This window comes from Burkholderia sp. BCC1644 (genome assembly GCF_902833225.1).
Lineage (GTDB): Bacteria > Pseudomonadota > Gammaproteobacteria > Burkholderiales > Burkholderiaceae > Burkholderia.
Map to the genome: position 1 here is coordinate 32,409 of NZ_CADFEI010000033.1, position 15,108 is coordinate 47,516.

At 53.6% G+C, this 15,108-nt stretch carries 10 protein-coding genes and 1 pseudogene; 2 read left to right on the plus strand and 9 right to left on the minus strand.

Annotated elements, in window-relative coordinates:
- Positions 1-71 precede the first annotated feature (71 nt).
- The 8 genes from HWX87_RS36660 to HWX87_RS36695 form a co-directional block, all read right to left on the minus strand.
- The gene (locus HWX87_RS36660) at positions 72-2,219 is read right to left on the minus strand and encodes a glycoside hydrolase family 15 protein (protein WP_176051679.1); all 2,148 of its coding nucleotides are present in this window, start codon (positions 2,217-2,219) and stop codon (positions 72-74) included.
- A gap of 167 nt (positions 2,220-2,386) precedes the next feature.
- Positions 2,387-3,283, minus strand: a complete 897-nt coding sequence (locus HWX87_RS36665; RefSeq protein ID WP_175911444.1) for a CopD family protein — start codon at positions 3,281-3,283, stop codon at positions 2,387-2,389.
- 5 nt (positions 3,284-3,288) lie between these two features.
- A complete protein-coding gene (locus tag HWX87_RS38195; protein WP_244137837.1) occupies positions 3,289-3,867 on the minus strand; it encodes a copper resistance protein CopC in 579 nt (192 codons plus the stop codon).
- A gap of 40 nt (positions 3,868-3,907) precedes the next feature.
- Entirely contained in the window at positions 3,908-6,091 is a 2,184-nt protein-coding gene (locus HWX87_RS36675) for a glycoside hydrolase family 70 protein (RefSeq protein ID WP_175911446.1), read from the minus strand.
- Between the two features lie 411 nt (positions 6,092-6,502).
- Positions 6,503-8,761 (minus strand): glycoside hydrolase family 3 C-terminal domain-containing protein, encoded by a 2,259-nt coding sequence (locus HWX87_RS36680; protein ID WP_175911447.1) that lies wholly within the window; start codon positions 8,759-8,761, stop codon positions 6,503-6,505.
- 127 nt (positions 8,762-8,888) lie between these two features.
- Entirely contained in the window at positions 8,889-10,028 is a 1,140-nt protein-coding gene (locus tag HWX87_RS36685) for a porin (RefSeq protein ID WP_175911448.1), read from the minus strand.
- Positions 10,029-10,296: 268 nt separating this feature from the next.
- A complete protein-coding gene (locus HWX87_RS36690) occupies positions 10,297-11,856 on the minus strand; it encodes a hypothetical protein (RefSeq protein ID WP_175911449.1) in 1,560 nt (519 codons plus the stop codon).
- Between the two features lie 59 nt (positions 11,857-11,915).
- Positions 11,916-12,965 carry a carbon-nitrogen hydrolase family protein gene (locus tag HWX87_RS36695; protein ID WP_175865894.1) on the minus strand — a complete coding sequence of 350 codons (1,050 nt, stop codon included), beginning with the start codon at positions 12,963-12,965 and terminating at the stop codon, positions 11,916-11,918.
- A 155-nt stretch (positions 12,966-13,120) separates the two neighbouring features.
- Between HWX87_RS36695 and HWX87_RS36700 the strand changes: the two genes are divergently transcribed.
- On the plus strand, positions 13,121-14,080 hold the full coding sequence (locus tag HWX87_RS36700) for a helix-turn-helix domain-containing protein (protein WP_176051680.1): 960 nt from the start codon (positions 13,121-13,123) through the stop codon (positions 14,078-14,080).
- 126 nt (positions 14,081-14,206) lie between these two features.
- Positions 14,207-14,538 (plus strand): annotated as a pseudogene (locus HWX87_RS38200) (transposase); the annotation flags it as partial.
- A gap of 90 nt (positions 14,539-14,628) precedes the next feature.
- On the opposite strand, the gene HWX87_RS36705 reads toward HWX87_RS38200, so the two are convergent.
- A complete protein-coding gene (locus HWX87_RS36705; RefSeq protein ID WP_043179548.1) occupies positions 14,629-15,048 on the minus strand; it encodes a helix-turn-helix domain-containing protein in 420 nt (139 codons plus the stop codon).
- Positions 15,049-15,108 lie beyond the last annotated feature (60 nt).

A 15,108-nucleotide genomic window follows, 5' to 3' on the forward strand; every position in this document is an offset into this window, starting at 1 on the left:
GGATTGCGATTTCAGTTACACTAACTTCTTCTCAGCGGTCGCCGTTCCCGGCGACCATCAATAGAAACTTCTTACTTCCGACAACGATGCGTGTACCTGCATTCAACAATCGTCGGCAACTCAACCGGCTCGCCACGATCAATCGACAAAGCTAGTCTTACATACTGCGCTTCCGACCACGCAAGCGGCGTAGCGGAAGTGCTGCCAGTCCCAGGCACAAATCCAGGCTGGCCAGACGGAGCATTGAAATCCCATACCTGTTCAGGAATCATCAGGCCGTCATTCGCCGCAGCCCCCATCGCAGCAAGTTGCAAGCGCGCACCATTGGCGTCATTTGCGAGGAGATCATATTCGCCACGCTCACCGGCGAATATGGGCCAGATCCGACCGATTGTCATCTGACTCCCCGCAGCAAAGGCCATACCGTTAAATTCGCTTCCATCCCGTTGTTCTCCATAACCATCAAAGTTATAGCGATGCCAGAACTTGCCGTTCGGCGTCTCCACACCGAGCTGGCCATCAACGACCGTCAGCGTATTCCTGATAATCGGATCGTCTGCGCGCTTCACACCAAGCCGTACCAGCTCGAGAAAGCTCGGATCGACAACTGCCCGTTGGTCGACATTACTAGGCCCACTGTTTCTGACGTCATATGCCGTGCTGGCGTCAGGCTTTCCGTCCTTGGTCAAGCGCAAGTAGTACGGTCGAACGGAATACGGGCCGGAATGTGTGACCGTCCACGACTCGACACTCCGCTGCCATGTGTCGGCCAGCGTCGCATAGGTGTTCGTCGATGCTGCGTCGCCATTTTTTCGCGCGATATCGGAAGCACAAGTAAGCGCCGCGATCTCGGCTGCGATCGTTGCCGGCGAATACCCGCTCTGCTCCTCCCAGCGTTCCTGTTGGGTGGTAGGCCCATATGCGACAATGAAGTCGGCAGCCTTCTTTACGTGATTGAGATATGTCGCGTTGTCGAATCGGCCAAGTTGCCAAGCAAGGATGATCGGGAACGCGACCTGGTCAACTTGCAGGCCGGTCCAGCGCGGCGTTCCATCAACCTGAGAATTTTGTGGAAATGAACCGTCTGCCTTTTGTTGCGAATTGAACAGCCACGTCATCGCACGCTCGGCTGCCCCCCGGTCGCCAGCAGCGAGCAACGAAGTAGCCATCTGGTAGAGATCGCGAGCCCAGACTAGGTGATATGCGCCCGACTGATCTCGATGACCGAATACCCACGGCATAGAGGGCGAAGCGACGAAGGCGCCTCTGTAGGTCTTATCCTCGTGTGCAGCCAAGGCCATCAACGCTGAATTGTATACCTCGGGTTTATCTCGTACGCTTTCGGGAGTCGGTCTGAGCGATCGGAGGTAAGCGTCCCAGCCCTCAGCATAGGCCGCCGCGATCGGCGTAAAACCAACTGTGAGCGACTTCTGCGCATTCATTTCAGCCTGTGACGAAGTTTCGCCGAAACCGATCGCCAGTGTGATGTGCCTGTGCTTCACACCGTCGAGTACGGTCTGTCCGGTTTGTACGACGTTGCCCTGCGCGGCCGATGCGTAGGTCCAATCCATACGTAGATGGCCGCTCACATCCTGCCAGCCGTCACTCGTTCCTAGGTAACCATTCGAAGTACGCGTGAATCGCGGGCTCGCCGAGAAAGCGGTCGCAACATTGCCGTTGTTTGCCACGAGCACGCCATCGAACGTTCCGCCGGCTGTGTTGGCCAGACTGTTACCCGGCCCCGGATTGAGCAACGCATACACTTGATAGGGGCGGCCGTCTAGTGACTCAAAATCTACGTCTACAAGCAATGTCGATCGGGACGGGTCCGTGGTGAACGTTTTCGTGAGGCGATACCGTCCGCTACTTGACAGCCCGATCTGGCGATAAGTGAGGCTATGCTGATTGACCAGTTCCGTCCGGTGCTGCGCACCAGTACTTTCGCGCTCCGCGAAGGTCCGACCGTCCGACACGACGAACTGCAGGTCGCGAATGCTGGGAGTATCGAGGCGGGGGTAGTAGACTTCGTTGAGGCCGTCGCTTCCGATAGTGAACCAGACCTTGCTCTCAGTCGTAGTTGAGGTACCAAACCCGTGCTTGTTGGCGGGAGTCCATGCACCGACTACACCCGGTGCGCCAGGCGCAGCACTTTGAGCATGAGCTGCGTTCAATCCGAACAGCGCCCCGATTAAAGCGGCCGTAAAAATATGAACTCGCATAACCACTCCATGTTTCCAAGTTAAATGATTCGTGCAATACAACTCCCACAAAATCACCAAACAAACATTAGTAGTCCAAATTAAATACGTGCAACCAAATTTTGTTTTCCATAAATAAATGACTGATTGACCACCTCAAAAGATATTCAACACGCTGTCCCCTATGGTCAGCCATCTGGCGGCGACGTGTTTCCTAGAATAGCCGCCGCGCACAGCACCGCGATCATGACAACAGCTTCCACAGTTAAGATCCTGTTGAAGTTCCTCTGAGCGCATCGGAACGATTCACTACCACTGGCAGCAGCCTTCAGGCGTGGTAGATATTTCGTTCTATTGAGGAATCCCAGTAACACTGAAAACGCGACCAAAGCGAGCTTGAATATCAGTACGCGACCATACCAAGAATCTCGCGATGGCAAACAGGACAAGCTTGAATTGCTTGCAGTGCAGTACGCCCCCGTCAGAACGACCACACCTAGCGCAATTGTCGCCAACTGTGACAGCCGCACGCAGAACATGCGACGGACGGCCACTGCTGACAATGAATTTCCCACTCCGTGCACAATGCGGGTCGCGAACGTCACACTGCCAGCCCACAACGCTGTTGCGAAAAGATGCGTCGCGTAAACCGCCTCACCTCGCGTGAAGTCACCAGCGTCAGCCGCATGGCTTGCGGCTGACTTGCCGGACGAGTAGATAATTGCCCCAGCAAGCGCGCCTAGCCACGCCAATCCCGTTGTTCGTGTGCCAGCGAGGATTGCAAGGATTACGCCGGAAAAGCATACGGCCCACGCGATACCATAATGAGATTGCGCCATCACAATAGCTATTTCCGGGCCCGCCTCACTAATTGGTTTGCCGCGCATCGCCGCGGACTGAAACCACAAGTTCAGAACGAGCGCCACTGCAAGGCTGCATAACGCCCCCATGCGCCATCGAGCCGGCTCCGTCTGCAACAACCGTCCCCATTGCCCAAGTAGCGCTTCGCAAGCAAGTGCTCCCAAAACAACCGCGAACAGCAGGTCTTGCACTACTGCGAAACCAATCTGTACGATGAGGTGCATAGCATTTACTTGACAGTGAACGTATATTGGCCTTGCCTATGGTGCCCATCAGCGGCTACTGCCACCCACATCACTGTGTACCTGCCCATTGCCAGAGGCTTCAGTTGTGCGGAGATGCGCTTCGGATTCGCAGAATCAACAACCGCTTGTCCGCTATTCATAGAAACCCCGTGGGCGTCCATCACCGTGACTGAACTAAAGGCCGGCTCAAGGCGCTCATCAAAATCAATAGTCACATCCTTGGTTCCCACGCTCACTGCTGCAGATCCAGACGGAAACTGATGGACTGGGTGGGTGTGCGCGTGGGCCAGGTGCGCACAAACAAGTGCGACTACCCCAACGAGGATGCGAACGACTAGAACGTTCATAATGGAATTCTTCACGATCATAAATGGTCTACGGTAAGTTCGGAATTCAGCAAGCTGTCTCGGACCGCAACGCAATCGCGCCGGCGGCCAGTCTATGGTTGCATTTGTCAACTGGATTTCGTACTCGGGGAATAGAGACTTATCCAGTTTCGTTGGCGTGACATCGTTGAGAAATAGGTGCGCGTTCTGATCAATCGAGCCAATCAGCACCCTCATCAGGCCTTGCCGCTGACAACATACGCAGCATGTAACTCGTTTAGCCTGAATACCCCGTGATCGCGCCTTCATCCTCCGACGTGGGCACCCAAACACCCAAATAGCCGTGGATTTGCGGCGTCGACGATCCAACGACGTGTACGGTCAGCACCCCACGTGAATCGGACTGAATGCGTTCGGGCCACTGGCCGAACAAGTTCGAGAAGATCTGGTTCGCGTGCAGCATGCCCATGTTGATCTGGATCGTCGTACTTGTGGCCGGATTGTCGCCTACCACTGTTGCAACGCCCGTATGTCGGTCAGTACCGATACGTACGCTCGCCACTAGATCCTGCCCCGCCACGTTGGGAGATGTGTTGGTCTGGTAGTAGGTAACAATCTGCGCACCCGATACGTACTTTTGCCGAATCATTAGCAAGCGAACGATTGCATCGTAGTATGGCGTCTTCACCGACGTGTACCCCTTGTCGCTCTCATACATGTCGCCATAGAAAACCGTCGGTACAGTATCTTTGTTGGTCAGCATCACAGCGTATGCAGCAGGAACGTTATAAGGTGCGTACTGCTTAGCGCTCAGCCTGCGATCGTTGTCGTAGATCCTCATCTGCGCAACTTGTTGTGCTGCGTCGACCGTTAAACCATTAATCTCAGTCGGTGGTACAGGAATACTTGAGATAACGGTATGTTCCAGATCGTGATTCGTGACGAACGACCAGTTGGGAATCGCTTCACCGACACCCAAGCGCGCCTGACCGACAATCGACTTTGTGAACACGTCGCTAAGCGGCTCACTTGGATTTGCTTGCCCCAACGTGTTGTACATCGCATCGTACAGCGTTGTATCGTATGCTAGTTGCCCATTTCGATTGCTGTTCTCCAAGGCAATCTGAGGATTCCCGAAACGGAGGTTCTGGTACGACTCGATTACGCTGAGATGTTTGTCCATCTCCTGGCTGTACCGCGCCGACATCATCTCCGCCGACTGTCTCATGATTTCGGTACTGTAGTGATCCGCAGCATCGAACCGGAATCCGTCGAAGTGGTACTTGTCGAGCAAGAAGCGTTGCCAGTTAAGCGTTTCCGCCTGTACGACGCTGTTGCTGTTGTCGATATCCGTACCGAGGAGAAACTCGAAGCGCATCACGTTCTTGCCAACATCTCCATTGTCGGACTTGTTGAAGCGAAACGCCCAGATACCTCCCTCCGAAGTCGCCGAGTATCCTGGCTGCAACGCAAGGTAAGCCTTTGTCGCAGCGGATACTGCACCGGTGTCGCCATTGACGATACTCTGGCGCACCGCATCATCGGTGCCTCCAGGAAAGCCATGCGTTCGCATGTACTCGAGATAGCGTTGGGTCGTCGAATTCCGGTGGGGATCGACGTAGTATAGTAGATACGATCGATAAGCCGGAATCGCCGTGGTCGTACCTTTCACTGCATAGCCGCCGTCTACAGATAGATACGAGTCGATCGTATTGAGTTCGCCGAGCTTCGCAGCGTCAGTGCTGGCCAGCCAGGTTGGCAGATGATTGCGTGCGTCGCCCGGGCCGTAGTACCGATAGGGCGCTCCGGCACCGTCGATCATGATTCGATCGAGGCCAATCCCCTGCGGCGAGGTACCGTTTTCATACATCGCGCTCCACTGCTTGATTAACCCATACTTCCTCTGCCCAAGGCCGCCCCCTTTTGTATATCCGGGATAGAAAATGTTAGCTACCGTAGGACTGCTCGGAATCCCGAATCGGTCCACGGCACTGGCACTAACCACCTCGCGTTCCGACAGGAATATCTGGTTCGGAACGATGTCCACGATCGCATTAATATGTTGCCGATGCATGCTCTCGATGGCCTCATGCAATTCAGAGCTCGTACCATACTTCGTCGCGATTGCATTGTTACGCCCCTGTGGAAACTCTCCAAGATCATAGCGGTCAATCACAGCGTATCCTTCGCCGAATCGTCCGTCGTCGAGTGCGTGGTATGGTGGAGCAAACCATACATCGGTAATACCAAGCCTGCGGAGCTCCGGCGCTTGATGTGCGAGCGTTCGATACGCCGTCCCATCGTACGGCTGATAGAACGCGAAATCTTGGTAGATGACGTGCCTGTCAAGGGCCGGGCTCGACACGAAGATCGGACCATTGCTCGCGCCAAGAGCAAGGGCGGTGAACGATACCAACAATCCAGCAACCAACGGCGCCGTCATATTTGTAGTATGACTCATCTTCAACTCCGAAAACTAGAACATCGTCTTGTGACGATCGTTAACTCGAACCAACATAGAGGAACGGCATTCCGTCGAGACCGCCGAGACTTTTGTTGTGTACCTCACGCAGCAGGCTTTTTACCTACCCGCTCAAACGGTCGGCAACGTGCCTCCCAGAATGGTCACGACGCAAATCACTGCCATTTCAGTCAATTAATCTCCCACTCCGCTCAACACTCGGGCAGTAATCTGTATGTTAGACGCTTCTAACAACGTCGCCGAATAATCAGAGTGGTGAACTTGCACTATATTTAATATATACAATAGAGGAAAGTTCACCGCTCACTCAATAAAATTTCTACAAGTCACCATTCACGTGAAATCGACGGATGTCAATTTCTGGCAACTCCGTTTGAGGCATGCTCCTTTTCAGGGCTGCCCCACGCTTAATTCAACATCTTTTGTCAACGCAGACGCATCTCGAGACCCCCCTCCCACATTGAGCTTGTAGATGCCTGGGTTGACCTGCCATGCGTGATCGTCGACATTCCACGTGGCAAAACGTGCGACTGGAATCGCCAAGGTAATTTCCTTCGTCTGCCCCGGCGCTAGGAATACTTTCGCCCATCCAACCAGTCGCTGCGGTGGTTCCCCCAACCCCGAAGGCAACTGCGCGTAGACCTGCGCCACTTCCGCACCCGCACGTGCACCTGTGTTCTTCAATGTGAATTTCACAGTGACATTATTCGATAAATCGGCTCGAATTTTGAGTTTTGAATAAGAAAAATTCGTGTATGAAAGTCCGAATCCGAACGGGAAAAGTGGCTTGATATCATTGGCGTCATACCATCGGTATCCCATCAACAGGTCTTCGCGATATTTTACGTCCAACTCGGTACGACTAACCGCCTTTTGGGGGAGATCCGAGTCTTGCTGCGGGAACGTTATCGGCAATTTTCCCGACGGGTTTACATCGCCAAATATCACATCTGCGATCGCTTGCCCGCCCTGTACGCCAGGGAACCAGGCTTCCAAGACACCATGTACGTTGGGGAGCCATGGCATCAACACCGGACTTCCGTTTTGCAGAACCACAATCACTCGTTTGGCCTTCGCAGCGACAGCGGTGATAAGAGCGTTCTGATCATACTCAGCGCTGATCGGAGTCGACTTGCTGTCGGGCAATGCAAGACTTCTGAGATCCCGCGCCTCAGCTTCCCACTGTGTTGCAAATACGATCGCCACATCAGCACGCGCAGCCGCGTTGGCGGCAGACATCGCATCAATTCCGTCGTAGTAGGTAACTTTCGCGTTTGGTACCTTCGCCTTGATTGCGTCAAGGGGCGGCGACTTATACCAGATCGCACATCCCCCCATAGGCGTGTTTACGTAATACTGGCAATTCGCGACCGCGTTGCCATTCGACGCTGGAACATTGGCAGAACCGCCGCCGGAGAGAACACCCGAATCAGCACGTCCGCCAATGACAACGATAGATGATAGTTCGCGAGAATTCAGTGGAAGTACCGGCTGCCGAGCACTGGAAGGTACCGCATTTTTCAACAGCACAAGTGATTGCCGTGCAAACGATAGCGCGTCGGCGTTTCCGGCAGCGGTGTCTACTTTGCCGTTCGGCTTCGGGGGATCGTCCATCACGCCAGTACCGATTAGCACAGCCAACTTTCGTCGAACCATGTCGTCTAGACGGGATGTCGGTACCGTTCCGGAAGAAACCGCCTCCTTCAGTTTTGAACTGAAACGCGATACGAAGATAGGAACCTTCTTCTCTACGTCTACACCCACCTCCCCAGGCTGCTCCTCGTCAAGTCCGGCATTGGCAGCAGCAACGGTGCTATGTGTCGCCCCCCAATCTGATTGAACGACGCCTTTGAAACCCCACTCGTTCTTTAGAACCGTATTGAGCAAGTACGGATTCTCGCAAGCATAAATTCCATTTACGAGATTGTATGAACACATTACGTTTCCTGGGTGTCCCTCCTTCACCGCAATTTCGAACGCAAGCAATTCTGTCTCGCGCATCGTACGTTCGTCACCAATGGAGTTGCTCTTCATCCGGTTCGTTTCCTGGCCGTTCAACGCGAAATGCTTGATCGTTGCGATAACCTTCTGAGACTGAACCCCTCTCGTCATCGCCGCGCCCATCGTTCCCGCGAGGACGGGATCTTCCCCCATGTATTCGAACGTTCTGCCGCTACGCGGTTCGCGTGCAAGATTGATACCGCCATTGAGCGCTTCTGCATACCCGAGTGCCCGAAGTTCCTTCGCGACCCTGGCACCGTAGGCTGCCGCAACTGCTTCGTCCCACGTCGCAGCTAATGCTATGGGTGCTGGCAGCGCAGTTGCCCCTGATCCTTTCACACTAACGCCAGCGGCCGCGTCAGCACTTGCGATCGACGGAATGCCAAGCCGCGGGATACCGGGAATATAACCGGCACCTTTCGCCCATACCGGGAATGGTCCGCCCATACCCAGATTCGGTATCCCAATACCATGAACAAGTTGAATCTTTTCGTCGAGTGTCATTTTTGAGACAAGAGCCGACGCTCTTGCATCACCCGCGGCACCGAACGGAGACGAGTCGACCCGGCTTCCTAAGGCACTTGACGCAAGGAATGCCGTGAGCGGACAAATCCCTGCGAGCGCCAGATATCGAACTGCTTTTTTCAAGTTACTTCCCCATAGCCAAACACACCCAGACTGTCGAAAACGTCGGTCAACTTCAATTCTGATTTCTATCCAATCCGAAGCCAGCGTTGACCCAATTCGACATCCTTGTTCAGTCACCGAACTTTGATCAGAATCGATGCTGAATACCCAGCGCCACGACTAGTTGCCGACGAGTGCTAGATTGCCCAGTGTTGAGAATCTGGGCCTTCGCGTTCCTACCTTGTTGACCGATCGCAATGAGATAAATCAACGTACGCTTAGACAGCAGATACTGTGCTCCGACATTTAACTGATCCCAGCCAGGATCGGGAGTCGCTGAAGTCACACCTGAATATGCGCCATTCGTACGGATATATGCCACCTGCGCGATCCAAGCCGGCGTTACTTGCCATGCGACATTAGCCTCATAGTTGTCGAGCGAAAGCCCGGTCCCGTCGAGATAGCGATACTGAACTTTCGAATACAGACCATTGAGCGTGACTGGTCCGATCTGATATGAAGCGCCGGCGAGCCAAATCCGCTCACGCTCAACATTCGCGCCGCTAGTTACGCTTTTTGTGAACATACTCACATAATCGTCGGCTGTCCCACCTCCGGAAGTTCCCACAGCACCTCCTGGCTGGGAGTCCGGATGATTGAGTTGAATGAAGCCTAATGCTGAGGAAAAGGGCCCATGGCTGTACGTAGCGCCAAATGCAATTGCCCGATTGTTCGCGAATCCCGACGAAGGTCCGGATCCCCCCCCCTGATTACTGAATCCGTACGTAGTGCCGAGAGTCAATCCGTACCACGTCGGACTCACATATTTGGCAGCATTGCTCGTTTTGAACGACCCATTTGTATTATCTGAGTCGCCGATATGGGCCCACGTCCCATTAGTCGCGAATCCAGAAACGAAGTCGATTGTGGTGTCATACTGTCGCCCTAGCGTCAAAGTACCGAATCGATCGTTACTCAGACCAACGTAGGCAACATTAAACCCACGTCCCGGATCGCGACCGTTCTGAACGCTGAACGGATGTATCAGACGAAATACCGTCCGATTTCCGCCCCCTATATCTTCAACACCTGACAAGATCCAGCGGCTTGGTGTAAGCGCCCCATTCATCGTTGACCAACTCGCATGGCCACCATTGTTATTCGTATAAAGAAATCCAGTGTCAATAGTACCGGACAGCGTAACACTCCCCTGAGCGCTCGCACCAATCGGGATTGCTCCGGCGACACAAGCCAGCATCACGCCAGATGCGAAGTTTCGTGACTTCATTTTACCTCCAACCCTGTTCACAGTGTAATAATCGGCGCCGAGTGATGCGCCACATAAATTTTTTGTTATTTAAATAAATCTCTAAAATAAATTGCAAAGCAAAATCTACCGCGAACCCTCGCGTTACCCAGAGAAATCCAAATCAATAAATATTCATATAGTAGTTTTATTTTTTATCTGACCACAGGTATTTCATTTGCGTGACCGATGAACTGGTCACGCACAGCCGTCCCACTCTTCACATGAGATCAACGCTTGATATTTATAGTTACCTGATCGAATCCTCCAACTGTTTTGAGTATGTCGTTGCTGCCTTCGTATCGCCAGCCTTCTCAGCACTCTGTATCGCTCCGACAAGAGAGCGGTGACGATTCGGATCGACTTCAAGAACTCTCTTGAAGTTCATTAACGCTTCATCAGCATGCCCGGTTTGAAGCAGCATCGTTGCGAGCATCTCGCGAGCTGTCACAATCGGGCCAGCAGTGACGGCACTTTTCTCTGTTGCATCTTCCCGCTCGGCCGCGTCTCTCAACACCATGATTCCATCATCGTGTTTTCCATCAGCAAAGACCGCGAGACCACGTACAATTTGTGCCTCAATATCAATCTGTTCCGCCCAGTAACTCATCTTCATCGCCAATGCCACATCACGAAGCGAGATAAGTCGCGCTGATTCAAAATGCGCCTTTTCCGGATCCCCGCTCATCGCCGCGCCAACTCCTCGGGCAAAGGCGTTAACCGCTTCTGATTGCGGGTATTTCTTCCAGGGATATGAATCAGCCGGCGGAGAAAGCTCCAGGTTTGCAGCATCCTTCCACGAATCAGTCTCGATCGCGATGCGGGCAGGCATTGCAGCGTATGGGTAGGACGCCCCCAGGTCGTCGAGCACCTTTCTAGCTCGAGCCTGATCCATTATCTGACGAGCAGCATTGACATCACCTAACTGAAGATATGCATAAACCATAAAATCTGAGAAGTGGAATGCCTGAAGCGTCCCCTCTCTCGCGGCCGCGTAGGCTGCGCGATTCGACGCGATCGATTCCTTCCAAAGACCAAGTCTCGAGAAAATGTGCGATGGCATATGAAGTGCATGTGGTGCACTCGGTGCGATTTTTGCGTAAAGTCTGGCAACATCCAATCCACGCTTTGCAAGAAATGGATAGTCATAGCTATGAATTAGAAAATGGGCGGTTCCTGGGTGATTCGGTTGTTTTTGAAATATTGGCTCGAGAATCGATACCGCCTTTAGTTGCCTAACATATTTTTTATCCGCCGGATCTGAATTCGCAGACAAAATAAGTGCATACAAAACAGAAGCTTCCGAATCATTCGGATATTTCTCTGCCAACCTTCCAAACGCAGACTCTAACGCCACCGCCCTCGTTCGGTGATCAATTTTATCTGCATCTTTGAAATATACCGAAAGCGCATCAACATAGTCACGCTCACGCTGAGAGCCAAGCCCCGTCTTTCGCGCGGCATCAAGAGCTGCAGATCCGTCGCCAACAGCAGATGCCGGAAGACTACTCGGCCAAGCAAAAGGATTGTTAAGCGACGACAATGCTTTCAACCAATATGCCATTCCACATTTTTGGTCATCCTGCAGAACGCGGTTCGTCGCCGAGTTGATCTTACTCCAATCGAACGAGTAGTAATAAGCCATCGCAACATTGAAGTCACTCTGTGCTTCAGAGTTGCACGCTACAGCGAAATTTACCTTCCCGAGATTTTCTCCACCACTGTGCTCATGCTGAGCATGCGCGGACGGTGCTGTTCCGAATATCAGCATTGCGAGCGCGATAAACAGATATTTTCGATTAACTTTCATTGAGGCCTTCACCGATCCATATTTATGACAACTTTCGCAACCACGTGTACTGCAGATGTTCAGTCCGCTGCACGAGTAGGCGTAACAACTTCAGAAGTATGTTCCGGCTGATCGCCACACTCACGAACCGAGGCTTCCGGAAACACGCGCTGCGTATACACGACGCGACGTCCTGGCGTACGGTCCAGAAGCAACCGCGTTACGTCCGGACGCGCATAGTGGCCGGCCGGATCTGCGGCCGCCTTTGCCAAAGAAATCACGCCAAGGTCGATCTCGGCATAAACAATGCCCTCTTCCTTTTCAGGCAGTCGGTCATGCAGCAGTGTGCCGTCCGGACCGAAGATTGACGCAGATCCTCCACCTTGTTCAAGCAAGCTACGCTTGACCGGATCTTCACCGCACAGCATGTCGATCATTTCTTCGCTTACAAGCGAAGTCGGGGCAATAACAAAGCATTGACCTTCAACCGCATAGACTTGTGACGCCGCCATGTTCACATCGGCCTGCAGCGCATTGGCTATTCCTCGATATGCCGAGAAACTCGGCCATGCGGCGATGTGCAATTGCTCGTCTTGCGCATACATCGCATATTTCGACAACGGCTGGAGATGCTCCCAGCAGCACAAGGCCCCGACGCGGCCCAAAGATGTTTGCCAGACAGCCAAGTCCGTGCCATCCCCCTCACCAAATACTGTGCGCTCAACGTGTGTCGGCTTGAGTTTCCGGCGTTGCGCAACGGTCTGTCCCTCAGCGTCGATAATCCACTGACCTAGATAGAGGCTGCCGCCCTGCTTCTCGCTGTGCCCCATTACGACGGTGATTGAGTGCTTTTTTGCGGCCTGCACAATCCGGTCCGCTTGCGGCGAGCCGTAGACCAGAGAATTGTCGTGGTAACGCTGAACGAACTGCATACCCCACGCCGGGGAATCCAGCCAGATGAACCACGGGTATCCGGGCAGCCAAGCTTCTCCGAAGGCAACCAGCTTTGCACCATTGGAAGCAGCCTCGGCAATCAGCATGATCGCCTTCTCGATGGACCCTTCGAGATCAAGAAACACGGGCGCCGCCTGGATGGCTGCAACACGAAATTTTGGATGCGTGACGTTCATTTGAAACCTCAGTAGCATGTTGTGAGGTCTCATAGTAAGAAGACGATTTTGTTACGGCTTGACCCTGCGTCTCGCCTCTCTTGACTGAATCAGTCACCCTCGACGGAAGACCATCCAGGTTTGCTTGGCGTACTCAATTTGTGATAGGTACAGATATGTTTAGCGTACATTCCACGACACAGGTCGATCCCAGCCGTCGCCTAGCGTATTGGTCTGACATTGTCTGCGACGCTTACGTGCAACTTGAGTGCGAGATAGCGGATAGGCAAAGCACTATTGAGGGCAGCATTGCCGTTGCTCAGTTGGCCACCCTTTGTCTGACGAAAGTGACGTCGAGTGCGCAGAGGGTCCATCGAACACCTTCCAAGATTGCACAATCAGGTGAGGACTATTTCCTGATAAGCATTCAGACGCGAGGGAATGGAGTTGTAGTGCAGGATGGACGCGAGGCGTCTCTCATGCCGGGTGATTTCACAATGTATGACAGCACTCGCCCGTATACGTTGGCTTTCGATGGCGACTTCCAACAGTACGTGCTTATGCTCCCGGGGCGCTTGCTGCGGACAGAATTTCCGTGTGCGGAACAATTAACTGCCAACACCGTGAGCGGCGATCGCGGTGCTGGGCACCTGATGCTAAATATGATTCATACGTTAGCCGGCAGCATCGATACGCTCGCTCCCGAATCTGCGGGTGCGATCGCCGACAGCGTCAGACAAATTCTTATCGCAGGACTGTCGACCCTTCCTGCGGCCAAACAGGCACCCATGTCGCAGCTCCGTCTATTTAACCTGGAGCGCATCAGGTCCTGCGTACGCGACAGGCTTCGGGAGCCTGGCCTCACAATTTCGTCAATCGCAGCTGAACTGAAAGTGTCGCCTAGTACTCTGCATCGTACGTGGGGCACCGAGACATGCTCATTGGGAGACTGGATCTGGACACAACGTCTTGACGCCGCCTATCGGGATATCCGCGACCCGGGCCTTGTCGGGCGCAGCATCAGCGAGATTGCTTTTTCGTGGGGCTTCAACGATGCCGCGCATTTCAGTAGAGCTTTCCGAGCAAGATTTGGATGCACTCCTCGAGAGTTGCGACCACGTTCCATGACGGGCTAAAGCGCATTCTCCACACGGGTACATGCGAAGTCGCTCGAATTATCGACAGTGTTTGAATCTGCCCTCAATTCTCGAGAATTGCTCACGCTGCAAAAAGGCGCTGGCCGGCTCCATCCGTAAGCGTGCCATGTGCGCTCGAAACTGGCGTGTATGCGTTGCGACAACATCGCGCGAGCTGCTGCTCCGATCCGCCCGGTTGAGTATGGACTGGCTGGTCCGGGCTTACTGGCGCTGATTTCGAAGTTTGTGGATCACCAGCCGCTTTATCGCCAGTCGGTGATCAATGCTCCCGATAGTGTTGTTCTCGATCGCTCGCTACGGGGACAATCGGTGGGCCATGGCGCAGACCTACGACGACCGCTGGTCGACGCCCGAGCCGGCACGTCATTGCGGCCACGAAGCCGCATGCCGTCGATACAACAGTACCAGTGCTCACTCCGGGTAACGGCAGGACCAAGATTGAATGGCAGCGGCGCTATGTGCGCGACGGCCGGAACCCAAGAGCTTACATCTCATAGAAGCAACCACTCACCTTGTAATAGTCAAGGTTACTTTCGTACATACAGCACGCCATGCGTCACATCCCGTCCCGTCGACTTTTGCTCAAAAGTATGGCGTGCCATAGCCATCTCATCTTGGTGCTCCAACGCCCACTGGTATAGCGCCCGCAACGGCCCCATCAAGCTGCGGCCGAGATCCGTCAGATCATAATCGACACGCGGCGGAATGGTTGGGTACATAGTCCGGCTAACTAACCCATCTCGCTCCAGACCCTTGAGGGTCAGCGTCAGCATGCGTTGCGAAATACCGCCCACCTGCCGCTGCAACTCGTTGTATCGCAGCGGACCTTCGCACAACGTGCCTACTACCATAACTGTCCATTTGTCGCCAATGCGGGCAAGGACATCAACGACTGAGGCACATCCCGCGTGTTCGTGGCCACGAACATCCGTGTTCGTATCGCTCATAAAAGTACCTCCTTGCGCAATTCCTACTGGACTCTAACATGTCGGGACGATCAATCTTTC